The sequence below is a fragment of the Paenibacillus hebaui genome (assembly GCF_051934385.1).
Taxonomy (GTDB): domain Bacteria; phylum Bacillota; class Bacilli; order Paenibacillales; family Paenibacillaceae; genus Paenibacillus.
The window spans coordinates 1,429,834-1,454,918 of the sequence record NZ_CP196836.1 but is presented as its reverse complement, the minus strand read 5'-3'; the positions used below and the strand labels follow the sequence as shown (position 1 = coordinate 1,454,918).

General features: G+C 45.5%; 21 protein-coding genes. 3 read left to right on the top strand and 18 right to left on the bottom strand.

The window, feature by feature from the left end:
- Positions 1-5: 5 nt before the first annotated feature.
- From ACR32F_RS06395 to ACR32F_RS06335, 13 genes are all read right to left on the bottom strand, one after another.
- Positions 6-905, bottom strand: a complete 900-nt coding sequence (locus ACR32F_RS06395) for a glycosyltransferase (RefSeq protein ID WP_440117229.1) — start codon at positions 903-905, stop codon at positions 6-8.
- Positions 906-931: 26 nt separating this feature from the next.
- A complete protein-coding gene (locus tag ACR32F_RS06390) occupies positions 932-1,954 on the bottom strand; it encodes a glycosyltransferase (RefSeq protein WP_440117227.1) in 1,023 nt (340 codons plus the stop codon).
- Between the two features lie 15 nt (positions 1,955-1,969).
- Positions 1,970-2,905: a glycosyltransferase family 2 protein gene (locus ACR32F_RS06385; RefSeq protein ID WP_440117225.1), complete on the bottom strand. Its 936-nt coding sequence runs from the start codon at positions 2,903-2,905 to the stop codon at positions 1,970-1,972.
- Between the two features lie 21 nt (positions 2,906-2,926).
- On the bottom strand, positions 2,927-3,997 hold the full coding sequence (locus tag ACR32F_RS06380; protein WP_440117223.1) for a glycosyltransferase family 4 protein: 1,071 nt from the start codon (positions 3,995-3,997) through the stop codon (positions 2,927-2,929).
- A 34-nt stretch (positions 3,998-4,031) separates the two neighbouring features.
- Complete coding sequence (gene pssE / locus ACR32F_RS06375) at positions 4,032-4,511, bottom strand: PssE/Cps14G family polysaccharide biosynthesis glycosyltransferase (protein WP_440117221.1); 480 nt, start codon at positions 4,509-4,511, stop codon at positions 4,032-4,034.
- A complete protein-coding gene (pssD, locus tag ACR32F_RS06370; RefSeq protein WP_440117219.1) occupies positions 4,508-4,966 on the bottom strand; it encodes a PssD/Cps14F family polysaccharide biosynthesis glycosyltransferase in 459 nt (152 codons plus the stop codon). The genes pssE and pssD overlap by 4 nt, the downstream gene beginning before the upstream one ends.
- Positions 4,963-6,309, bottom strand: coding sequence for an O-antigen ligase family protein (locus ACR32F_RS06365; protein WP_440117217.1), 1,347 nt, complete (start codon positions 6,307-6,309; stop codon positions 4,963-4,965). Before ACR32F_RS06365 ends, pssD begins: the two co-directional genes overlap by 4 nt.
- A gap of 34 nt (positions 6,310-6,343) precedes the next feature.
- Complete coding sequence (locus tag ACR32F_RS06360; protein ID WP_440119712.1) at positions 6,344-7,003, bottom strand: sugar transferase; 660 nt, start codon at positions 7,001-7,003, stop codon at positions 6,344-6,346.
- Between the two features lie 35 nt (positions 7,004-7,038).
- Positions 7,039-7,941 carry a UTP--glucose-1-phosphate uridylyltransferase GalU gene (galU, locus tag ACR32F_RS06355; RefSeq protein WP_440117215.1) on the bottom strand — a complete coding sequence of 301 codons (903 nt, stop codon included), beginning with the start codon at positions 7,939-7,941 and terminating at the stop codon, positions 7,039-7,041.
- A gap of 181 nt (positions 7,942-8,122) precedes the next feature.
- Positions 8,123-8,803 (bottom strand): CpsD/CapB family tyrosine-protein kinase, encoded by a 681-nt coding sequence (locus ACR32F_RS06350; RefSeq protein WP_440117213.1) that lies wholly within the window; start codon positions 8,801-8,803, stop codon positions 8,123-8,125.
- Positions 8,784-9,539, bottom strand: a complete 756-nt coding sequence (locus ACR32F_RS06345; RefSeq protein WP_440117211.1) for a YveK family protein — start codon at positions 9,537-9,539, stop codon at positions 8,784-8,786. Before ACR32F_RS06345 ends, ACR32F_RS06350 begins: the two co-directional genes overlap by 20 nt.
- Positions 9,540-9,567: 28 nt before the next feature.
- On the bottom strand, positions 9,568-10,332 hold the full coding sequence (locus ACR32F_RS06340; protein WP_440117209.1) for a tyrosine-protein phosphatase: 765 nt from the start codon (positions 10,330-10,332) through the stop codon (positions 9,568-9,570).
- Positions 10,333-10,483: 151 nt separating this feature from the next.
- Positions 10,484-10,918 carry a hypothetical protein gene (locus ACR32F_RS06335; protein ID WP_440117207.1) on the bottom strand — a complete coding sequence of 145 codons (435 nt, stop codon included), beginning with the start codon at positions 10,916-10,918 and terminating at the stop codon, positions 10,484-10,486.
- Positions 10,919-11,250: 332 nt separating this feature from the next.
- Here ACR32F_RS06335 and ACR32F_RS06330 point away from each other — a divergent pair, with 332 nt between their 5' ends.
- Positions 11,251-11,619, top strand: a complete 369-nt coding sequence (locus ACR32F_RS06330) for a helix-turn-helix domain-containing protein (RefSeq protein WP_440117205.1) — start codon at positions 11,251-11,253, stop codon at positions 11,617-11,619.
- A gap of 459 nt (positions 11,620-12,078) precedes the next feature.
- On the opposite strand, the gene gltB is transcribed toward ACR32F_RS06330, so the two are convergent.
- The 3 genes from gltB to ACR32F_RS06315 form a co-directional block, all read right to left on the bottom strand.
- Positions 12,079-16,677, bottom strand: coding sequence for a glutamate synthase large subunit (gltB, locus tag ACR32F_RS06325; protein WP_440117203.1), 4,599 nt, complete (start codon positions 16,675-16,677; stop codon positions 12,079-12,081).
- A gap of 672 nt (positions 16,678-17,349) precedes the next feature.
- Positions 17,350-19,632 (bottom strand): YhgE/Pip family protein, encoded by a 2,283-nt coding sequence (locus ACR32F_RS06320; RefSeq protein WP_440117201.1) that lies wholly within the window; start codon positions 19,630-19,632, stop codon positions 17,350-17,352.
- Between the two features lie 207 nt (positions 19,633-19,839).
- The gene (locus tag ACR32F_RS06315; RefSeq protein WP_440119710.1) at positions 19,840-20,421 is read right to left on the bottom strand and encodes a TetR/AcrR family transcriptional regulator; all 582 of its coding nucleotides are present in this window, start codon (positions 20,419-20,421) and stop codon (positions 19,840-19,842) included.
- A gap of 359 nt (positions 20,422-20,780) precedes the next feature.
- Between ACR32F_RS06315 and ACR32F_RS06310 the strand changes: the two genes are divergently transcribed.
- Complete coding sequence (locus ACR32F_RS06310) at positions 20,781-22,001, top strand: MGDG synthase family glycosyltransferase (RefSeq protein ID WP_440117199.1); 1,221 nt, start codon at positions 20,781-20,783, stop codon at positions 21,999-22,001.
- A 276-nt stretch (positions 22,002-22,277) separates the two neighbouring features.
- Here ACR32F_RS06310 and ACR32F_RS06305 read toward each other — a convergent pair whose 3' ends face one another.
- Positions 22,278-23,135, bottom strand: coding sequence for a cell wall hydrolase (locus ACR32F_RS06305; RefSeq protein WP_440117197.1), 858 nt, complete (start codon positions 23,133-23,135; stop codon positions 22,278-22,280).
- A 130-nt stretch (positions 23,136-23,265) separates the two neighbouring features.
- Positions 23,266-23,865 carry an RNA 2',3'-cyclic phosphodiesterase gene (gene thpR / locus ACR32F_RS06300; RefSeq protein ID WP_440117195.1) on the bottom strand — a complete coding sequence of 200 codons (600 nt, stop codon included), beginning with the start codon at positions 23,863-23,865 and terminating at the stop codon, positions 23,266-23,268.
- A 188-nt stretch (positions 23,866-24,053) separates the two neighbouring features.
- Here thpR and ACR32F_RS06295 point away from each other — a divergent pair, with 188 nt between their 5' ends.
- Complete coding sequence (locus ACR32F_RS06295) at positions 24,054-25,010, top strand: D-2-hydroxyacid dehydrogenase (protein WP_440117193.1); 957 nt, start codon at positions 24,054-24,056, stop codon at positions 25,008-25,010.
- The last annotated feature ends 75 nt before the right edge of the window (positions 25,011-25,085 follow it).

Genomic DNA, 25,085 nt, shown 5'->3' with positions numbered 1-25,085 from the left:
ATTCCTCATTCCTTACTGTTATATCTGAGTATCCCGATGATCAGTCCGTTCCGGTAGCAGATCTGAGCGAGTTGCCGGGTGAAACGCTTCGGGCTGTAAATGCATAATAATGCTCGAATAACCCCTTGCCCCAAACGGATAGCATGTTTGATCATTCGAATCGCGCCCTTGTCTTTTTTACGGACAGCATCACTGACACCTTGCCAGAAGACCCGCCGCAAAAACCAGTTCTTGGTCGTTCGTTCTTTGGATACCTTGTGCTGAACGGAGCCGAAGGGCGTGTAAAACACTTTATGCCCCACCCTGATCCGTGAGATCAGCTCACTCTCTTCATTGGATAACAGGTTCTTCCCCACTCTGCCCAGGTCCTCACGAAAAGGCGCAATGTCCTGAAAGAGCTGTGTACGAAACGCCACATTCGCACCGAATGGTATGGCTGGATTAGGCATCTCAACCACATGGTCTGCATAATCCAAAATGGTATAAAGTGATAAGTTCTCGCTAGGAATCCAATCTGGCTTCTGGCTCTCCCAGAGAGGTTCAATCTTGCCCCCCACACATCCGATGGAAGAATCACTTTCGAATACACCAACGATATGTTGAATCCATAGTGAAGATGCGATTGCATCATCATCCAGGAAAAGAATGTACTCCCCGCGTGCTTCACGAATGGCTCGATTCCTCGCGGCCGATAAGCCCGGCTTTTTCTCCAAGATATACTTGACGTTATTTACGCCTTCACTGGCCTGAATCTCCTGAACAAGCTGAGCTGTACGATCGGTCGAATTGTTATCAATCACAATAATTTCATACTCATATTCAACATGTTGCCGAATGGCACTATGAACGGATTCACTCAGATCATAGGCTCTGTTATACGTGCAAATGGCTACAGTGGCTTTCATTCGATCGACTCCGCATCCTCATTGATTTAGATCGTATAGAGCGAAATTGTTCGCTTCGCGATCCCTGACCATTCCAGCTTGTCAAGCATAGATTGGAATCCTTTGCCTTCCCTGAACTCATCATCCTTGGCTCGGATCTTCTTCATCGCTTCTTCCAGCCCTTCCTGATCCGAAGGGTCATATAATACTGCACAGCTTTCGGGTAAATACTCTTCCATTAGCCCCATTCTTGGGGCAACAACAGGTTTACCAAAAGACAGTGCCAAAATTGCACTGCCTGATGTCGCAATATTTTTATACGGCAGGATGATCGAATCAATGGCTTCAAAATAATCCGAGTACTCCCCATCCTGAATAAAATTGAAATACGTGTGAATCCGATCCGAATCGCGTATCGAATCCTCCAGATCATAGTTGGCTTCTTTCTTGCCAGCAATCAACAGATGAGCATCCTTCCAATCCAGATGGTTAAAAGCCTTGATTAGATCGTCCACCCCTTTATATGGTGAAACTTGACCAAAGAAAGCAAAGACATAGTCTTTTGCCGGGATGTTAAAGAGTTCTCTGATGTTCTGCCCTGTTCGTCCATATACCCCCTGATAATGCCCGTGAGGGATAACTTCAATCTTGTTCTCAGGCACGTGAAACGTCTCACTTACGCTGCGAATGAGCGGTTTGCCCATCACAATAAGTTTGGTGCAATTCCGAACCAGAAACGTTCTCATCCAATAATCATGCCACGTTCTGCCGCTGTTATGCGGCCATATGTTATGAACCGTCCAGAACAACTTCGCACCCTTTAGTCGCACATACATAATCATGAGAATGAAAAATATGGACTTGATGAATGTCGAGAACGCGTTGTTTCCCTTGTAATAAAAACTCGGCCAGTGAAAATGAAGTACATCATTTTTACGGACATTTTTTAAGTCTTTTTTGGAAAAATGCTTCACATCCCATCCCTGATCTTCGATGGACTGCGATAATAATTCATTGAATTTGTTCGTCTTGATCATTTTGGGTAACATGTAAACTACAGGTTCACGCATGACTACACCTCTGCTTTAGGCTGTTCCTTTATACTCTTCTTTGCTCAACGTTTCGCTTCGGAGCTGTTTTCTCAAACGATAACCGACCAGAATGGTCCTGATATTGCGCTTGAACAACGTGAAATTTTTCCACCATGGATAAAGAGTCAATGTATTTTTGAGAAAAAAAACATTTCGCTTCGGATTTTTGGACCATTCCATCATGCGATAATGATGAAGCTGACGCCTCTTTTGTTCCTCGCTCATATCCTTGTAATACTTAATCAGTACTTTTCGTTGTCCCTGAAACTTTTTCTTGGATGAGGTAGAGATTCGCGGGCCCTGATGGATGTAAATATGCACAAGGGGTTCCCTGATATTGATTGCATGATGTCCTCTTTGCAGAATACGAAGATAGAAATCATAGTCTTGTGCTGAGGTTAATTGTTCATCAAACATGACGGAGCGTGCCAACTGGGTTTGCACCATAATTTTGGAGGTTTCACCGATCCAGTTGTAGGTCAGCAAATCCTCATAGAAGACGAGTTCCCGAGATTCAACTGACACCTTCCTGCGAGTCACCTTGTGATCCTGATCCACATAGACAAGGACTTTACTGCAAAAGCAAAAGAGTTCTTTATTTTGCTCCAGAGCTTGAGTCTGGGATTGAATTTTATCAGGCAGCCACTGATCATCATCGTCCAGGAACGCAATATATTTTCCATTGGCACGTTGTATCCCTAAATTTCGGGCATGATTGGCACCTTGGGCATAAGGAACCTGGATATATTGTATTCTGTGATCTTGCTTGGTCCATGCCCTGCATACCTCTTCGGTATGATCCTGTGAGCCATCATCCACAATGATAATTTCCAGATAGGGATAGGTCTGCGCCATCACACTTGCCATTGCCTTTGTCAACAATTCAGCGCGATTATGCGTTGTTATAATACAGCTTACCAATGCTTTCATAGAACCACCTTTCCCTTGAAACTAGGACACTTTCATGTGCACCTTGTCATAGATGGACGATAAATTTTGAATCAGACTATCCATATTGAACTTGGATGTGACCAGTTCCTTATTGTTCAATCCCATTCGCATTCTCAGTTCTTTATCCAGAATAAGTCTCTCCAGCACATGAGCCAGAGCGGCTACATCACCAGGTTCAACCAGCAAACCATTCAACTCATCCGTAATCACTTCAGGTATTCCACCCACCCGAGTAGAAACGATCGGCAAGCCTTCATTCATAGCCTCTAGGATCGCCATTGGAAGTCCTTCGTGATAGGAAGGCAGCACCAGCAGATCCGCATGGTGGAGCAAGCGTTCCTTCTCCTCGCCTCTAATCCACCCTGGCACTTCCACGTATTCTGTGATGTCATAACGCTCCACCAGCGCTCGAACTTCATTAACTTCCCCATCTCCGGCAAGTGTGAAGACCGCTTCGATCCCTCTTCGCTTCAATTGTTGAATAGCTAACAGGAGATCATACACGCCTTTTCTCTTGCCAAGCCGACCCATGAACAAGCAGCGCGGAACCTGGCGCTCTTCTCTAATCGGAGGTTCTTTAATAAATACGCCATTATAAAGCACTTCGATTTTGGATTCAGGGACGATCCGGGAAAAAAAGTCCTTCCATGTATACGACAGTACAATTAATTTGTCCACTTGATTCAAGACATACTTGCATAGCTTCTGTTGCAAGGGATGCCGATTATAGAACACATCGAAGCTGGAAGCATGGATATGGACAATGACTGGCACCCTGAATATTTTGCGGCCAACAAGAATGAATAACGCTTTACGATAAAAGCTCCCGTTGTAAGACATATGAATATGGATCATGTCCGGTTTGAATGTAACGAGCTTCACGAGAAATTGAAGAAATCCTTTGATAAAGATGAATAGCCGTGCCAGCACACTACCCGTAATGTAGGTTTCAATCCGCTGTAAATTGTACTGCTCGGCAATCAATGAATTTTCAATATTTAAAATGACACTTACAATTCCGCCCATGTCCTTCGTAGAAGAGCCTATGACCAGCACCTTAGGTTTCATCATTTCACCCCTTTTGAATCGTAACGAACCCATCCCATCAAAGAGAATTAATATAACCCTTAATGGAGGAGAGCAACTGCGAGTTACTTTTCACATAGGGTTGAAAGTCGAGTTTATCAATATTGCTTATTAAGGCGTGGAGTTCATCCTCATTCTGAGCTACCGAAATATAACCTTTATCTTGAAACACCTTCGCGATCTCCAGTTGATGATTATCCACATGCTCCCCATGATCCTTGCGTCTGGGCATGACGATTACCTTTTTGTTCATCTGTAGTGCACTGGTGATGACCCCAACTCCCGCGTGGGACAAAACAAATTCACTTTTTGCAATATGATCATTCATCTCTTCCTGATTAAAAAAAGGCTTTTGTTGATAATGAAGAGGCTTATATTCACTGTAACCGGACTGCACAAGAACGTCCGAAGGCATCTGCCCCTCCTGGATGAGATTGTCGACGGCTTTTAGTAGTCGGTTAAACTGGAATCGCTGTGTTCCAAGCACGACAAAAATCAAAATAATGCCCCCCTATACTTCGCCTTCGGATAAGCCTCTTGGAGCGTCTCCCATTGGATATAAAATTCATCAGCAAACTTGTATATCATTCTCCCCGTCAGGGTCGGCGAATATATTTTGGCGTAGCTCTCTACAAAAATAAGCTTGGCTCCCATCAATTTCCCAAGTAAGCACAAGGGATACACAGCCCCGGCTCCAGTAGTAATCAGAACTTTGGGACGTTCTTTGAGCAGAATGAACAACGAAGTCACTATATTCCGCAGAACAATAAACAGGAACAGGATATTCTTGCGCTCCTGCTGAGATAGGAAATAGGTTCTTGTGGAAAGATTCAGTTTGCTGCTCGCTTCGCTTTTTTCCGTTACCAAAAAGTAATCATGCTCTTCCACCGCAGGAATCAGATTTAACAATTGATTCAGATGACCTCCTGTGGAACTTACCAGACAGACTTTCATTGCATGATCTCCTTTCGAGGGACATACTCCTGGGCGTGATCAGGGACAACATGTTTCTCATCACTGATCTGATATAATGCGTTAAGATAAACACAAAAAGGAGCAATTAAATGAATGGTTGATAGGGTATTATCGACAAATGAGTAGATGGAGAATCCAACAATCATTCCAACAAAATAAGGTTTCACGAGATGATTTAACTTGCTATACACCTTTTTGTATACAAATAATAAGGCTCCAAAAATCAGCAAGGCCCCCACTAGTCCCCCATCATAATAAAAGCGAATGTATTCATTATGGGGAACGGTAAAGCCTGAAAAGATACTGCCATCATTGGCAACCAACGCAGAGCCCAGTCCCTGACCAAAAATGGGGTACTCATTCGCTTTTTTGATAAAGAAGGCCCAGGCAGAGTCTCTACCTGATAATCCCTTGCTCTCTTGCCTCAATTCATAATTATCCCACTGTAAAAAAACCATTACGGAGACGGCTGCCAGAAATAAAACAACAGGAAGAAGAGCACTCGTTCTGCCCTTCACAAATTTCCTTACGTGGTCAAATAAATACATACATACGATGGGAATCAGCGCGAGTAAGGGCCCGCGGGTTCCCGTTTGAATTAAAATAATAAAATGTGTTAGCGTAAGGGCATAATTCAAGACCACCTGATTTTTGTATCGAATCTCCATAAGACAAACACAGATCGAAATAAAACAAAGCATCCCCAAATGTGCCGCAATATTAGCACCCTGTAAACGGCTGACCCCTGAACCTTCCAGATTCGTGATGGACAACATGCCCATTTGCTGAAGGATGAGACCACCAATCAAACTAAACACCGGAAGCCAGGCGAGGACTCTGATGATTCTTTTGCTAACTTCCTTCGGAAAATTCACCATCAGTAACAGGAAAGGAACAACTAATCCCAAAAAAGCTTTGAAGGGATCGAGTGGACTCATCTTGCCTGGCATGACAGATAAAAAATAACTCTGAACAAAGAGATACCCTACAGCCAGAGTCGGATAAATAAATTGTTTTCTCAATCCATACCTCAGAAAAATAGGAAGTATGAAAAACAGGATGAGCAACTTATAAAAGGAAGTCGAGTCAAAACCCATCAATTGCATTTTGAGTATTTTGTCCATAGATAGCGAGAACGTACCGATGACTAACATATAGACCCAGCTTGGATGTTTGAGGTAAATTCCAATCAGAATCAGTAATGCCAAGGCCATGATCGAAATGGCGGGTAAGTAAACTGCCATACTAATAATGATCAATGAGGAAAGAACGATATATAACGCACTCCATCTAGAAGAAGCAAAATAATCTGTTTTTTGCATATCTGTTATGCCACCTCAAAGCCATAATCGTATTTCAAAACGCATCCTTGGAACCAATCAACACCCTGAAAGTCTTCAAAATAATTTTGAGATCAAAGACGATATTGCGTTCACGCGCATAGGTTAGATCGAGTTCAACCATTTCCTTGAAACCAACGCTGTTCCTGCCGCTTACTTGCCATAGCCCTGTGCACCCCGGAATCATCTTGAGCCGCTGCTTGTCATACGGAGTATACTGATCCACCTCTCTAGGCAAAGCGGGTCTTGGTCCAACCAGACTCATTTCTCCCTTAAGCACGTTCCACAACTGTGGAAGCTCATCCAGACTTGTTTTCCGAATAAACTTGCCAATCCGTGTGATGCGGGGATCGTTCTTCATTTTAAACATATTCCCATTCACTTCATTCTGATCTATCAGCTGGTCTAGCAAATCTTCGGCATTCGCTACCATGGATCTGAACTTGTACATATGGAACTCTTTGCCGTTCTGTCCCACCCGTACCTGACGAAAAAAAACAGACCCCTTCGGGGCCTCGATTTTGATCAGTATGCCGATGACCGCAAACAAGGGGCACAAAATGATCAAACCTATGAAAGAACCCAGCAAATCGAGCATTCTTTTCATAAATAGATACACTTTATCTGCATTTTGTCCTGCCATCGTCGCTGCATTGTACCCCAGACTTGGGTCCATAACGATCTCCGCTTCCTTCGTTTGGGGAGATGGACTCATTCAAACTCCCCCCCGGATGCATATTCTACCGACTCTTTTTCAAGAATTTGTTGCAAAGCTTGCAGCATTGGAATTCTAAGTTCCTGTTTTTGCAGAGCGAAGTCAATGGTCGTCAAAATGAATCCCAGTTTCTCGCCTACATCATAACGTACTCCCTCAAAATCGTAAGCATACACTCCTTGTGTCTCATTTAAACGCTGAATCGCATCCGTTAATTGAATCTCTCCTCCTTGACCAATCTCCTGTTGTTCCAGATGCTCAAAAATCTCTGGACTCAGAACGTATCTCCCCATAATCGCCAGGTTGGAAGGGGCTGTGCCTTGGGCAGGTTTCTCTACGAACCTGAGAACCTCTGTCAAACGACCATCCGATTGCAATGGGTCTACAATGCCATATCTGTCTGTTTGTTCAGGAAGTACGGTTTGCACCCCAACAATCGATTGCTGAACTTGATCATATTGATCAATAAGTTGCTTGGTGCACGGAACTTCCGATACGACGATGTCATCTCCGAGCAACACGGCAAAGGGCTCGTCACCGATAAAGTTACGTGCACACCAGACAGCATGACCAAGTCCTTTGGCCTCTTTTTGTCTTATGTAATGAATATCCACGTTAGAGGACTTGCGGACCTCTTCAAGCAGACCCAGTTTCCCCTTTTCCAGCAAATTGTGTTCCAGTTCAAATGCGTTATCGAAATGATCCTCGATTGCCCGTTTCCCTTTACCTGTTACGATGATAATGTCTTCAATTCCAGAGGCAATGGCTTCCTCAACGATATACTGTATAGTTGGTTTGTCCACAATAGGGAGCATTTCTTTGGGCATCGCTTTTGTAGCTGGCAAAAAACGTGTACCCAATCCGGCTGCAGGAATGATCGCTTTTCTCACTTTTTTCATAAATACCACCCTATCCTCTTTTTTTTTAGTATTACAAAACATATAAAACAGGGCATCTAACCCGTCCTCACGTCATGCCATTGACGATTAACGTCTAAGGTCCACCGGGACCCACAGCATGACCGAGTGCCTACAGTGATAAAGGTGCAGTAGACATAACCTATACGCCTTCCGGATGGCTCTACTTTTCTCCGTAATAACTTACCGGATTCTGCGTTGTTTTGTTGTTGTTGAGGATGGCGCCAAGAATTCGTGCATTGACATGTTCAAGATGAGCTTTTGTTTTCTTTACCAGCTCTTTTTTGACCTTGCCCGCATTAACCACCAGTAATACCCCATCACACAGGGAACTTACAATCAACGCATCGGTCACGGCGAGCACTGGCGGTGTATCGAACATAATCACGTCATATTTGTCCTGTAAATCGTTGATCAGATTCTTCATTCGATTGGAACCTATCATTTCCGATGGATTCGGAGGGATAGGACCGGAAGTAAATAACTCCAGATTATCGATATAACTTTCTCTCAGCACCTCATCCACACTGTATTGATTGGACAATACACTGCTGAGACCGATGTGATTGGGTACGGAAAATACCTGATGCAGAGAAGGATTACGCAGATCGGCATCAATCAGCAGAACCTTCTTCCCTTCCTGTGCATAAGTAACTGCCAGATTGCTTATCGTCGTTGTTTTCCCTTCTCCGGATTCGGCAGAAGCCACCATGATGGTTTTGATGTGACTATCTATGGAAGAAAACTGAATATTAGTCCGTAATTTTCGGTACCCCTCTGAGATTTGCGATTTGGAATTAAAATAAGTCACCAAATTGTTAGGTTCATTGGTTAGTCGCGACATAATTCCCATCTCCTACTTTCTGTTGTGATACGTAATTTTTGGTACTCTTCACATCTTCTTTTTTCATTTTGGAGATGACGGTAAGCACAGGGATTCCCAGCTCTTTTTCCAGTTCAGATTCGAATTTGAACGTATCGTCGAGGTAATCCAGTAGAAATACCAGCGCAATCGCGAGTACAAGGCCAGCGAACAGGCTCACGATAATCGTTAATGTGGTTTTCATATTAATCGGAGAGGCATTGGTATTTACATTGGCTTTACTGAGGATGGCAACATTATCAATTTTCATGATCAGGGGGATTTGAGATTGAAAAACGTTGGAGATTGCATTGACCGTTTTCGCGGCTTTTTCGTAGGAAGTCCCCTGCACAGTTATGCTCATCACCTGGGATTCGCTCGCTGTCGAGACTGAGGTACTATTGATTAGTTCAGCAGTCGTTAAGCCCAGATCCGGATAAGTCGTTGCGACTTTTTCCATGATTGCTGATGATTTTATAATTTCTTTATACGAGTTAATGAGTTTGATATTGGTTTGGATCATGCTGAAGTCCATGATCGCCTGCCCTTCGACAGAAGACGTCTGATTGATAATAAGTTTGGAGCTCGCTTCATAGATGGGTTGTGTGAAGAAGATACTTTTGACCCCCGCACCTACTCCGGCAATGAGCGCAATCGCTACAATCAACCACATTTTTTTGTGTAAAATACGCAAATATCCCTTAAGTTCCACTTTCATTCCTCCTATACGTTATGGTCATATGTAACTACCAGATGGACATGAACATACTCAATTTGCGAGGTTTATAGCGCTCAATAACCACGTTTGAATTGGTGAGAATGTGTGATGCATTCTCTTTCAGACGCCTAACCGCATCCTTTCCGAAACGTTTCTCGATGACGGACTTTCCCTCGCACATGGAAAATGTTCTTTTCTGTGTATCATGCGCATCTGATGAAATGAAATGAAACCCGTTTTCTTTGCAAAAATGAAAACACCATTTCTGAACTTTTCGTCCGAAAAGCCCGGTGAAAGACTGTGAAGTGAGCTGACATAGTACACCTTGACTCAAGTAATCCGATAGTAGAATTGGATTTTTCAGGAAGGCATGATTGCGTTCCGGATGAGCAATAATTGGAGTGATACCCGCTATCTTAAGTTCATGAAGTATCCCGGGGAACTGCGAGGGAATATGGCCAAAGGGCAATTCCAGCAACATGTAGCGGCTCCCGGCGAGTGTGCAGCATCTACCTGCGTATAAATCAGTAATCAGGTTATCATGTACCCTGATCTCCTGTCCGGGATGGATCTCCAAGCGAATGTTGCGTTTGCGAAGTTCTGCATGAAGCAGATTCACCGCCTGATTGACCACATCAGGATCATTGTTGTACTGCCCGTTCAGGTGATGCGGAGTAGCAATGATCGAGGTAATTCCTGAAGCTGCCGCTTTTTCAGCCATCGCAATGGACTGCTCCATATGAACAGGGCCATCATCCAGACCGGATAAAATGTGGCAGTGCATTTCAACCATATCCAAACTTCCTCAATGTATGATCCCCCTCGCCCCTTTATTCATTGCGCAAATTCTTTTGGTGTTAAAGAACTAATGCACAACGCTATGAAATATAGTAAAATGGCGTTAAGTACATGCTTGTTCAGAATATGTTTAGAATGTGTTCAACTCATATGGTAAAATCAATGTAATGATATGTTTCCTGTAAGGCAGGTTGTTCTGAGGCTTTCTCATACTGAAATCGGGAAACCGTAGGAAAATGAACTTCGCGAATCATCGCATTTAACTGTCCAGTTATATATAGTGTCTGCTCTGGTTGAATATGCAAGCTTGAATGATACAATGTGAGCTCTCCGAAGGGCTGTTTCCATTGCAGCCTTGCCTGAAGTCTTACACATACATGACTATCTTCTACATCCAAGCCAATCAGCATCTCTGATGATACAGGTAAGTTCAGATCACTCAGGAAGGTGATCGCTTGTGTGTCCATACCAAGTAACAGAATGGGGCGTCTTTTGCGGTCTATCGATTTCCCATGAAACGCCTTAATATACATATGGACATTTAATTTTAGATCAGCCCATTCCTGAATCATTGAATTCATGGTTTCATTCCTTTTAGAACGGATTAGCTTGCAAGAGTTGCCTCTACTCCTTCTCACAGGTATATTGGCTAGGCAACTTGGTCATACTTAAAATATCCCAAATGATACATTTTGTAACTCCATACGTCCAATTTACGATACAATTTGTATCATGTCAAGCAGTATTTGGACATGGTTCTTTTGATTTACGACAATATGAGATGTCCTTAGACAGACCTATATACCTATAGGACTGATACGGCGTTACTATGATTCAGGAAAGCTGCCCTGATCAAAACTTGGCTCAGGATTGTTTCAATATATATTTGATGTCGTTCAGGGGGAAATAGCTTATGAGCTACGGAAATCGCATTGCTGAATTAAGGGAACAGCGGGGACTTACACAAGAAGAACTTGCGAGCTCCATTCATATTACAAGAGCGGCTCTCTCCCACTATGAGAAAAACCGACGTAAACCGGATTTTGAAGTGTTAACGAGACTTGCTGATATCTTTGGCGTCTCCATTGATTATCTTATTGGACGTACGAAGAAAAGCGATGTCTTGGTGGATGAGGATGTACGAGAATTCGTCGACTCTCTTGAATTATCGGATAAAGAAGTGCTGGAACGCTTCGATCTGATGATTGATGGCAAAGCCTTAACAGAGGAAGAGGCACGTCGTTTTATTGCTTTTGTTCGCATGGAACGCAGTATGGATTAAATCCGAAAAGAAGACCCAGTCCTACGAGGTTCACTCTAAGGTTTCTGGGCTTTTTTTGTGTCTTAGTTTCATTCCATCGTTGACCATGTTTTCAAGAGCGCTTGTTGTTTTCTGAGGATACGAAATGGTTCCAACGCTCCGGGTCGATTCCGCATTGCAGTAAAACCTTCATGATGTCCAACTGAGTTGCTTTGACTTGTTTACCTGTCGGCTTACGATCGCCCCTATTTGGATGCTTCATATTCATTCCGCTAACCTCTCTTATCTTTATACTTTCCCTGCACTCCAAAAACTAGCCTTATTATACTTGAGAAAGTACCTCGATGTTGTCGTCTCATGGCGATAACGTTTTTTGAGCGGGTTCTAATTTTGTCGAAACCAAAATAGGAGCTTTACGGCGCCAATTCGGCAGCCATAAAGCTCCTATTCTTCTTAATACAACCTGTTCATGCAACCTTCTTAACCTCCAGCACGAGCAAGTTCACGCATGTTGGCTTCAAAAGCAGCCAGCAAAGCAGCCTCTCCGGTCAAGCCCGTGGCCTGAATCCGCTCGATTTGCTCTGTCATGCGTTTGAAGTCCTTCGGTATAACCCGAACGAACTGATTCAGCGAATCCTGCCAGTTATCCAGAATGCGCTGACCTGTAGCACTGCCTGTATTCGCAACATGGCGTTGAATCATGCCTCGCAGATCTGCACTTTCAGACAGGTCTTCGATACGCTCCAAAAGAACCATTTCCAGATTGCAACGTTTCAGGAATGTGCCTTCTGGATCATAGACATAAGCAATCCCTCCAGACATCCCTGCGGCAAAGTTACGACCTGTATCGCCAAGCACGACGACACGTCCACCAGTCATGTACTCACAGCCATGATCGCCTACACCTTCGACAACCACTTTGGCACCTGAGTTACGTACAGCGAATCGTTCCCCGGCAATCCCCCGAATATAGGCTTCACCGCTGGTTGCTCCGTACAGAGCCGTGTTACCAATGATGATGTTATCTTCGGCCTCGAATGTTGATTTTGGTGAAGGCATCACGATCAGTTTACCTCCAGACAAACCTTTACCCACATAGTCGTTGGAATCTCCTTCAACGGTCAATGTCATGCCTTTAGGTACAAAGGCCCCAAAGCTTTGTCCGGCAGAGCCGATAAACTTAAATTGAACCGTATCTTCAGGTAAGCCTGCAAGCCCATATTTGCGTGTGATTTCACTACCCAAAATGGTACCGACTGCACGGTTGACATTGGTAATTGGAAGTACCGCTTCAACCGGTTGACCGGATTCAATAGCAGGCTGTGCGAGTGGCAGCAACTGTTGCATATCCAGCGTTTCTTCCAACTGGTGATTCTGATGCTGTGTGCGGTAACGAGCAGAGCCTTCCGACATCTCAGGCACATGCAGCAATACCGACAAGTCCACGCCTTTCTTCTTCCAATGATCTACGGCTTCTACCGTCTCGAGGCAATCCGTACGGCCCACCATTTCCTGAATGGTGCGGAAACCAAGATCAGCCATGATTTCGCGAACATCCTCAGCAACAAACCGCATGAAGTTAACCACATGAGCCGGATCACCCATGTAATTTTTGCGCAGCTCCGGATTTTGTGTTGCTACCCCAACTGGACAAGTATCCATCTGACAGACACGCATCATGATACAACCCAATGCCACCAGTGGTGCTGTAGAGAATCCATACTCCTCAGCTCCCAGCAAAGCAGCGATTACCAAGTCACGACCATTCAGCATCTTGCCATCCGTCTCCAGAACGACACGGTCACGCAGATTGTTCAGCATCAACGTTTGATGTGTCTCTGCAAGACCTAGCTCCCAAGGCATACCCGCATGGCGAATCGAACCTTGTGGCGATGCCCCTGTACCACCGTCATAACCGCTGACGAGGATAATGTCGGCACGACCTTTGGCTACACCGGCCGCAATCGTCCCAACGCCGACTTCAGATACCAACTTAACATTGATCTCTGCACGCGGGTTGGCATTTTTCAAGTCATAGATTAACTCAGCCAGATCCTCAATCGAGTAGATATCGTGATGCGGTGGTGGAGAAATCAGACCTACACCTGGTGTTGATCCACGAACCTCAGCAACCCAAGGGTATACTTTACGTCCAGGCAGCTGTCCGCCTTCACCCGGCTTCGCTCCCTGAGCCATCTTGATCTGAATTTCATCGGCATTCACCAGATAGTTAGATGTAACTCCGAATCGTCCGGATGCCACTTGCTTGATCGCACTGCGACGTGAATCACCGTTGCTATCTTTAATGAAGCGTGCCGGGTCTTCCCCGCCTTCACCTGTGTTGGATTTACCACCTACACGGTTCATTGCGATCGCCAAGTCTTCATGTGCTTCTTTACTGATTGAACCGAAGGACATCGCTCCGGTTTTGAAACGACGCATAATAGATTCTACGGATTCTACTTCTTCCAACGGAATCGCTGGTCCAACCGATTTCAGTTTCAGCATGGAGCGAATGGTCAACAACTGATCATTTTCACCTTGCACCAGTTTTGCGTACTTTTGATACAGTTTGTAGTCTCCTGTACGTACGGCGTGTTGCAGGGTATGAATCGTTTGCGGATTGAACAGATGCTCTTCTCCGTCGTTGCGCCACTGATAATCCCCACCAGAGTCAAGCACTTTGTCGTTTCCGTCTTTATCCGTGAATGCACGGTTATGATGTGTCAGAGCCTCAGCAGCCACTTCTTCCAGTCCAATTCCGCCGATGCGGGAAGGTGTCCAGGTAAAGTAACGGTCAACGAAATCCGATTTCAGACCCACGGCTTCGAAAATCTGTGCACCGCGATAGGATTGAATGGTTGAGATCCCCATTTTGGACAATACTTTAATGACACCTTTGGTAGCCGCTTTAATGTAGTTCTTCACTGCTTTTTCATGCGAGATGCCGCGCAGCAAGCCTTGCTGAATCATGTCATCCAGCGTCTCAAACGCCAGATACGGGTTAACCGCACTTACACCGTAGCCCAGCAACAATGCATAGTGGTGAATATCACGCGGTTCTGCAGATTCAAGCATAATGCTGACTTTCGTTCTGGTTCCCTGACGGATCAGATGGTGATGCAAACCTGCTACGGCAAGCAATGCAGGGATGGCCGCATTCTCAGCGTCAACACCGCGGTCAGACAGGATCAGAATGTTATGACCTTTGTCTATAACACGATCTGCAGCTTCGAAGAGCAAATCCATCGCTTTGCGAAGCCCTTCTGCTCCTTCTTTCGCTGTAAAGAAGATTGGAATCGTCATCGAACGGAAGCCCGGACGACGTACGTGGCGAATCTTCGCGAAATCCTCATTGGACAATACCGGTGTATCCAGACGAATCTGGCGACAGCTCTCCGGTTCCGGGTTCAACAGATTGCGCTCGGGTCCAATCGTTGTTGCAGTGGACGTTACAATCTCTTCACGGATCGCATCGATCGGCGGATTAGTTACTTGTGCAAACATCTGTTTGAAGTAGTTATACAGACGCTGTGGACGATCCGACAGAACGGCGAGCGGTGCATCATAACCCATGGAGCCTGTAGCTTCCATACCCGTTGTAGCCATTGGCTCCAATACTTTGCGTAATTCTTCAAATGTATATCCATAGGCCAGCTGAAGCTGGGTCACGTTATCATGTTTTGGATCAGGCAGTTCCGGTGCTTCCGGCAGCTCACTCAGATCCATCAAATGCTCATCAAGCCAATCCTGATACGGATTTTCGGCTGCAATGAGTGCTTTCACTTCCTCATCCGCGATGATGCGGCCTTCTTGTGTATCTACCAGAAGCATACGTCCTGGACGCAAACGGTCTTTGTACAGGATCTCTTCAGGTGCAATATCAAGCACCCCAACTTCAGAGGACAAAATAATACGGTCGTCCTTCGTTACATAGTAACGTGCGGGACGCAAACCATTACGGTCGAGTGTTGCACCGATCTGCAAACCATCGGTAAAGGCCATTGCAGCCGGTCCGTCCCATGGCTCCATCATGGTGCTGTGATATTCGTAGAATGCCTTTTTGGCAGGGTCCATTCCTTCATCTGTGCTCCAAGGCTCAGGAACCATCATCATTGCCACATGTGGCAATGAACGACCGCTCAGATACAAAAACTCCAGCGTGTTATCAAACATCGCCGTGTCCGAACCGTCCGGATTAATGACAGGCTTCACTTTGGAGATGTCGTTACCGAACAGTTCACTCTCGAATAAAGATTGCCGTGCATGCATCCAGTTCACGTTACCACGCATCGTGTTGATCTCACCGTTGTGGATCATGAAGCGATACGGGTGGGCACGTTCCCAGCTTGGGAAGGTGTTGGTACTGAAACGGGAATGCACGAGTGCAATGGCCGATTCAACGAGATCTTCCTGCAGATCCAGATAAAACTCTCCAACCTGTTCCGTTGTCAGCATGCCTTTATATACAATTTTGCGACAAGACAAGCTCGGAAGGTAGAACGAACCGCCTTCTGCTTCATCTGCCGAATAACGAATAGCCAGCTCAGCGCGTCTGCGAATAATGTACAGCTTACGCTCAAATCCCAGCTCATCCTTCACTTCTGCGGATCTTCCAATGAACACCTGACGTACATAAGGTTTCGCTGCAAGTGCAGAGCGGCCAAGCATCTCATCAAAAGTAGGAACATCCCGGAAACCCAGAAACGTCTGGCCTTCTTCTTCAATAATTTTCTTGAGGCTCTCTTCATGCGCACTGCGAATGGCAGAGTCCTGGGAAAGGAACAACATGCCTACGCCATAGAATCCCTGTTCAGGCAATGCAAAACCAAGACGTTCCGCTTCCTGTGCAAAATAGCGATGTGGAATCTGAATCAGGATACCTGCTCCGTCACCGGAATTCGGTTCACTTCCCTGTCCTCCGCGGTGCTCCATGTTACTGAGCATGGTCAGTGCTTGACTCACGATATCATGTGAAGGTACTCCTTTGATGTTGGCAACAAAACCCATTCCGCATGCGTCTTTTTCGAACTGCGGGTCATACAGACCCTGTTTAGGAGGTAATCCGATGTGTCTCATGGAACGCAACCTTTCTATAATGAAGTATTTCGGAAAGATCAAGAACATAGGCAACAGGCAACAATGAAACGGGAGGAGCTGGCCTTTCGCTTGCGATAGAGCCTGCTAGATAGAAGAGGCGACAGCATGAGACTGTCCAAAGTTATAAGCGCTGCTATGGTGGCAGAGGCTATTTCATGAGATGAGCTGATCCGGACGATCCAGCAAACAGCTTGATATAACAACACGCAGCCGCTGGCACGGCCACTGATATGGAGCGACGTATTTTGATATAGTTCTATTATTTTAACACCGAGCTAACATCAGCGCAATTTAAACTTTTTAATACCTCTGATAAGAAACACTTCACAGTAAGCTTTAGTGAAATGACGTTTAAATTCATCTCTTTTTCGAATAATTATACACATTTTATGTCAGAGTACAACTGATTTTAATTACTGACAAAAGAAAATCATTCCATATGCAGCCTGACTTTATCCATATTTCCACCAAATTATAACTCTCTGATCCAGTGAATCTCTGCTTCTCTATGCATTTGTATACAAAAAGAGCCTGCGACCCTTTTTCGGGCCGCAGGCTCTTTGCACTATTTGACTACTATATTGCATAATTTCGATACTTGAGTCCAAAGATTATTTTTCAAATTCCATCCTGCTCTGGCATAAATTAAGCTTATGCCGTCACAACTTGACCGGATTCCGAAGTTTCGACTTCTTTTTTCGGACGTCTGCCATTCCAAAGGAAGAACGCCAGCGTAAGAAGTACGGATACTCCAGCGTATATGCCAAGAATTCCGGCCTGATGCCACATCACATCTAGATTGCCACTCGATACAACGGCCTTAAAGCCCATAATGCTGTGCGTCATTGGCAACCAAGGGCTAAGTGCCTGAAGCCACGATGGAATCAGTTCTACCGGGAACGTACCTGCACTTGCCGCAAGCTGGAAGACCAGCAGCAGAATGACAACATAACGTCCTGGCAGGTCAAGCCAGGTTACAAGTGCCTGAACAATCAGCATGAAAGTCAGCCCCGTAATAATGGTGAACAGATAGAACACCCCTGTGCTGTGCGTCTCCAGTCCAAGACCGTATAACATGAAGCTTGCCACGATTACCGATTGGAAAATACTTACGGAGCCAAATACCAGTGTCCGGCTGACAAAACGATTCCAGCCTGTAACGCCTGGTACGGAGGTTTCCCTCATTTTCAGAACAATAGTTGAGATTAATGATCCCACAAACAGACCGATGGACAGGAAGAACGGCGTCAACCCTGTACCGTAATTGCTCACATCCTCCGCTGTATTCTCAGAGGAATTGACAGGTTCAGCGAACATGTTCACCACATCGTCCGTTTTTTTGACTTCTGACGTTTTTTGAGCTGCATCTTTCAGCTTGGTAGCCAGCTCGCTCGAACCGTCTTTCAGCTCAGTTAGACCGTCAGCCAGTTTGCCTGCGCCATCGCCCAGTTGTTTGGAACCATCCGTAAGTGAACTCACGCCACCACTCAGCTTGCCTACACCCGTTTGCAGGGCAGTGGTACCCGAGCCCAGTTGCTTCGCTCCATCCGCCAGCAACGTACCTCCACTTGCCGCTTCGCCCAGCTTGCCGCTGAACTGCTTCAGGCCATCGGAGAGCTTCGCTCCGCCTTGGTTAAGCTGCCCTGCACCAGCCAGTAATTGCTTCTGGCCTTCCACGAGCTGACCCGCACCAGCCAGAAGCTGCTTCTGGCCTCCGTGCAGCTCGGCAGCACCCGCTGCCAGCTGCTGGTTGCCCTGGTGCAGCTGATCTGCACCCTGCGCCAGCTTCTGCTCGCTCTCGTGCAGCTGTTCGCTGCCATCGGCAACGGCGGCGCTGGCCGCAAGCAGCTTCTGCACATCGGCGCTGGCTGCCAGTTCCGGGTTCGATGCAGCAAGCTGCTTCAACCCGTCAGCAACGCCCTGGGCACCGTCAGCAACCTTACTGCTGCCGTCTACTGCCGAGTGCAGACCAGTGGCCAATGTGTCGCTGCCTTGCACAGCGCTTTGCAGACCGTCGGACAGCTTCGCGCTGCCCTGTTCGGACGATTGCAGGCCCGCTTGAAGCTTGCCTGCTCCATCCATGGAGGACTTCAGTCCGGTCTCCAGCTTGGCACTGCCAGCCTTCAGTTGATCTGCTCCGCTCTGAAGCTGATCTGTGGCTGCTGCTTGAAGCTGCTGCAGACCAGATACCAGATTCGTTGTCCCACTTTCGAGCTTGGTTGCACCCGTATGAAGCGCATTAACACCATCACTTAATGGAGACAAGCCATCCTGAAGCGCCAAAGTTCCTGATGCCAGCTTCGCCAGATTATCCTTAAGCTTTACAGCTCCATCATCCAGCTTGCCTGCACCTGTATTCAGGTCACCTGCTCCGTCGCCTGCTTCAGCCAATCCGTCTGATACTTCGGAGAACTTATCGAGCAGTGTCTCCGCATAGGATTCCGTAACTTTGGCCGAAACCTTTGCTTTTAGATCCTTGATCGCTGTCTTACCGATCTGTGCACCCACAAAGCTGTAATTGCCGTTTGGTTCATAGATCAGATCAGCCGGCTTCGGCTTGTCATCAAGCAACGTTGTTGCCTGGGATGAGAAGTTCTCCGGGATCGTAATTTTCATATAATATTTGTCGTTCTCCATGCCTTCTCTGGCTTGAGCAGCACTGACAAAGTCCCATTTAAAATCTGCATTTTTCTTCAGCTCATCGACAAGGTCGCTACCCACATGCAACGATTTGCCCTCCAGCTCAGCACCTTTATCCAGATTGACAACCGCAACCGGCATCTCATCCACATGACCATATGGGTCCCAGTAGGCTGCCAAGTAAATGCCACTATACAGGATCGGAATAAACATAATTGCAATAACAGGGATCAACACCTTCGGGTTTCTCACGGCCGATCCCACATCCTTGAAAAACACGGATAAAGATTTCATGTCATTTTCTCCCCTTAATCTCTCTGCTCTATGAGCAGGAATAACCATAATGTAATAATATGATTCGTTTCGTAATTTTACTGAAACACGAAGTGACCACTTTCCTCAAACGGTCACTTCAGGACAAAAAAACAAACCTGTCTTCCGACAAGCCTCACTGCTTGAGTGCCATATAATTTACCCATATTATAGTAGAATAATTTCGGGTTACATGGCAGCAGCAATTCCTTCCATTAAGAAAAGGCGAAAGTAGTTCTTGATTTCCTCTTTGCTCAGAGGTTCATGTTGCTTGTTCCAATCCGAGGTAAGCGCAATATACAGACGAATCATCATAAAGGCCACCACTTGTGGATCACAATCGCGAATCTCGCCACTGTCCCTCGCTTTTTCAAGCTCCCGTGCCAGAAAATCGGAGATCACCTTCTCCACTTTCTCCAAACCTTCCTTGGCCTGAAGTGTTCCGAAATCCTTAAGCTCCTGGGACAACTTAACGAGCAAATCATGATCGCGGCGAAACTCCAGCAATGAATCAAGCACCCGAAACAAATTATCAAAAAAAGCACTTTCCTGATGAACTTCACGATGAGCAATGTTCTTCATCTCCTGGATCACTTCCACCAGAATCTGATCAAACAATTGTTCCTTATTGGTGAAGAAGGTATAGATCGTTCCTTTGCCAACATTCGCAATCTTTGCTACCTGATCCATCGTGGTTGCCTTGTATCCAAACATGGCGAACGACTGGGTTGCTGCTTGAATGACCTGCTGTCTCCTGTCAATCGGAGCCATCATATCCCCTCCTTCATTTTGATTGATCGCCCTTCATAAATGACCAAAAATACAATTCGGTCATTCGGTCAAAAACAACATTACCACCTTCATTAAGGGATTGCAACCCTAACATTAAAAAATTGGTTAATTTTTTTTAACCGAAATGCAGTGGAAACTGCTTCAATAGTCGTCTATAGTGTATGATGATTCCATCAACACGCTTGAAGACGAATTCTAGATGTATCAGAACATTAACTATAGTGTAAATATGTAATGAATGAACATGTTTTTCCGCGTCGCTGTATATTCTTGTAGTAATGCAACGTGCGGTATGACAATGAAATTATAAATTTAATTTGATGAATAAAGGTGAACTCATGCGAAAACCAAGAGTGCTCTTGTTATCCGAAGGTTTCGGCACCGGTCACACCCAAGCCGCCCATGCACTGGCAAGTGGCATCAAGAAAGTCAGTCCAGATGTGCATAGTCGGGTTATTGAGCTTGGTAAATTTTTAAATCCAACAATGGCGCCACTTATATTGTCGGCTTACCGGAAGACCCTATCCGTTCAGCCTAAGCTGGTTAGTCTGTTATACCGGACGCAGTATAACAAATCACTGAACGGCTTCACAAAGCTGGCCTTGCACCGACTTTTCTATACACAGACTGCACAGGTTGTATCCCAGTTGAAACCCGATGCTGTGATCTGTACTCATCCCTTTCCGAATGCGGTCATTTCCCGGCTGAAGCGCCAAGGACTTAACATTCCGCTGTACACACTCGTTACGGACTACGATGTACATGCGACATGGATTAATCCTGAGGTGAACAAATATCTGGTCTCAACGCCGCAGGTAAAGACTCTGCTTGAATTGAGAGGGGTCGAATCCTCTCGAATCCAGGTTACCGGTATTCCGGTACATCCAGACTTCTGGGAAGCTGGAGACAAGGTTCGACTACGGCAGGAAATGGAGCTTCAGAACATGCCTACTGCCCTGCTTATGGGCGGAGGATGGGGACTTTCTTTTGATGAAGAACATATGAAGACTCTCACTTCCTGGGCAGATCGTGTCCAACTGTTATTCTGTCTCGGAAGCAATGAAAAAATGATTGCCAAGCTGAAAGAAATGCCATGCTTCCAACATCCCAATATACGTATCCTCGGGTATACCCGCGAGGTCAGCAAACTAATGGACGTATCCGATGTACTGATTACGAAGCCGGGCGGTATGACATGTACGGAAGCATTGGCAAAGGGATTGCCCATGCTGTTCGTTCCCCCGCTTCCGGGTCAGGAAGAAGAAAATTGCGAATATTTTGTACAAGCCGGATATGGTGAGGTTATTCATTCGGCTGAAGTCATCACTAATCGCTTCAGACAATTATGTGAGCAGGGTTATGCACCGCGACAAGCTGAAAGCCAGCTGAACGTCATGCTCAAACCAGGTAACCGATCATCCTATGATCCGACGTGTTGTGCTCAGGCTGTCCATGATTTATTATTCCCGGCTACAGCCGAGGTCACGTCCGCCCCTAAGGAGCGCTTCACAGCCGGAATTGGTGCCACTCCGCTGTCAGGTACCAGAATACCATTCTAACAGCTCTATAACCCCTTGTATTCGTTCTACGAGGGCGTTTCATATCCTAAGGCAATATACAAAGAAGGTTCCCCTCCGATGAATTGGAAGGGAACCTTCTTTATTTTGTCCATATTTTTGTATGATGTACGGAGAAAAAGGGTAATTTAAATAACAACGCACTATTCATAAATAAAATGAAAACAACGAAATAAAACTGCATTTCAGGGCTTTTCAAGATCCATGAAGGAATGACATAGTTGACTACCTTGCCTGTTTGCAGAATTTACAGGTCTATTACTTATAAAAAGTATGATGCCCGATCGTTTTCACTTTTTTCTGGGAACGAGCCACTGTCAGGTCATCCGCAAGCGTCAATGACAAGAAATAATACGTATCATCAGCGACTTCCTTTTTCCCATTCAATGCCGCATTAACTGCCTTGATCGTGTCCTCATTGGGAGTTACACGCTTCAAGCGGCCATTCGCTACAGGACTGAATTGAGATTTCTGATGGATTACTTTGTAGATGGTATCGGGAAAATTGGCTGACCGCAGCCGGTTTAAGACAACATTGGCAACTGCCACTTTGCCTTCGTACGGTTCACCTTCCGCCTCTGCCATGACGATTTTTTGCAGCAGAAACAGCTCTTTATCGGACACACTGTAAGACCAGGTTGCAAGCTTCGAGTCTTCCTGGTTCAGAAGTTTGGTCCGCGTAAAGTAAAGTTTTTGGGGGGGAGTGGTAATTGCAGCTACCGCTTTGGCACGCTCTATTTTCGCCAATTTCAGAGCAGCCTCTTTCTTCGCTTTGGCCACAGCTGCAGCTCGGGCCGCATGTTTGGCCTTGGCCTCTTTCTGTTCCTGCTCTTCCTGAGCAGTCGTCAGCCAGTTCTTGGCTGGAAGCGAATGGGTCCAGTCGGCAGATTGGATAGACGCATCAGCAGATAGACTTGTCCCGTCTTGCAGCATTCGCCTGTCCCCGTTAAAAGAATTTTCGCTATTTTGTACAGAAGCCGTAAGTTCGGTCATCTGTTTACTATCACTGGCCTCATTCCACTTTCCCGTCGCCTGAACGACATTAGCCCCCACTATACATACAAGCAGCACAGATAACATCGGTGCCACCCAACGATTCTTGCTTATAATATCCATTCGTAGATTCCTCCTGTCGAAACAATTCCCTAATCTAAGTAACCACAAAAAAAGAATTTGAATAACGTTGGCTAATATTACATAGGGAATAACGTAATGTCAATGTGATTTTATGTCATAACAATGAGTTTCAGGAAAAAGAAAACGTATCCACAACCTCATACATCGGCGCCTGGCCTGGCTGTGTCACATAAAGTACAAAATCTTCTACCATCCATGAATTAACACCCAAGGAATGTTCCGGAAGCGACCCAAATATTCCTTTATATCCATTAGATGGAACCTGACCCAGAAATTTTCTGGCGATAGTAATATGCGGGGAATACGGTCTTAATTCGGCCTCGTAACCAAGAGAAGAAGTTGCCTCAACGATCTTTTTTTGCAGCAGATTCAGTTGACTTCTTTCTCCTTCAACGCCTTTCCATAACACCTTTGGCGCCTCCTCCAGACCGAATGTACCCCATCCGGATAATTGCAGCTCAAATGGCTGGATTCCGGCACTTGCCGAGCGCAGCGCTTTACGAAGATGTCCTATGTCACTGACAAGTGTATCTCCCAGAAATTGCAAGGTAATGTGATAGTCTCTATAATCCGTCCATTTGCGAAAATCAAGCTTTCCTTGCACTTGTCCGGCAGACATTCGAAGTGAACTTTGAATAGGAGCAGGCAGACGAAGCCCGGTAAATAATCGTTCCCGTCGTGCTGAAAGATCTGTATATGAATTATTCATTAAATACACCTCTTCATAAAGTTCGTTCTATTATTTCATAATCATAACAATTGTTTCAAGCTGGGTAATTATAGAGTGACACAACTGCCAGCATTTGCACATGAGGCTGGATTCCTGCCTTTCTGCACATCGTTTTTATTTCTGCTACACTAAAATAATAATTCATCGAATTCAGGAGGCCACTAACTATGGGTAAAATTGTTTGTTTTCCATCATTATCTGCACATCAGCGGCAACGTATTCAGAACGCTGCGCCTGGCTATTCACTCACCGTTGGCAAAGCCAAAGAGATTGAATTATCCGAGTTAAACGAAGCCGAAATCATCTTAGGTTGGTCTCCTTTGGTAACTGAGCATGCGCTAAAAAAGAATAGTTCACTGAAGTGGGTCCAGGTCTGGTCTGCAGGTGTGGATAACCTTCCATTCTCAGATTTGGAACAAAAAAACATTCTCGTGACCAGTGCTAATGGCGTACACGCTATTCCCATTACGGAAATCATTCTGGGCATGATGTTAACCCACAGTCGTTGGCTCAGACAAGCCATGCTGCACCAGCAGCAGGCGGAGTGGAAATCACCAGGCAAACCGCTACCCGAACTACATGGGAAAACAGCAGTTATTGTTGGCGTTGGAGAGATCGGAACAGAGACTGCACGCGTTCTCAAAGCACTCGGCATGAATGTGATTGGGGTCCGCCGCTCTGGCAAAGACGTTCCCAATGTGGACCAGATGTACGATATGTCCGGATTGCATGAAGCACTTGGTCAAGGCGATTATGTTATCAATATTTTGCCACTTACGGATGAAACCCACCATTTATATGATCAGACTGCATTTGAACATTTCAAATTCGGTTCCTGCTTCGTCAACGTTGGGCGTGGTCCAAGTGTGAAAACGGAAGCTCTTATGGGCGCACTGGACAGTGGACAAGTCGCCTTTGCTGCACTTGATGTATTCGAGGAGGAACCTCTTCCTGCGGATCATCCGCTGTGGAGCAAGGATAACGTCCTGATTACTCCTCACATTGCAGGAAGCACGGAACAATACACGGATCGTGCACTTGATATTTTTGTGGAAAACCTTGAAGCTTATGTGGCTGGAAAAACACTCCCTCTTAATCTGGTCAATTATAGTCATAAATACTAAAATAATCTGCTGTCACTTATGTCGGATTGTACAAATCAATTGGATCTTATCTGACATGAAACATAAAAACCACCA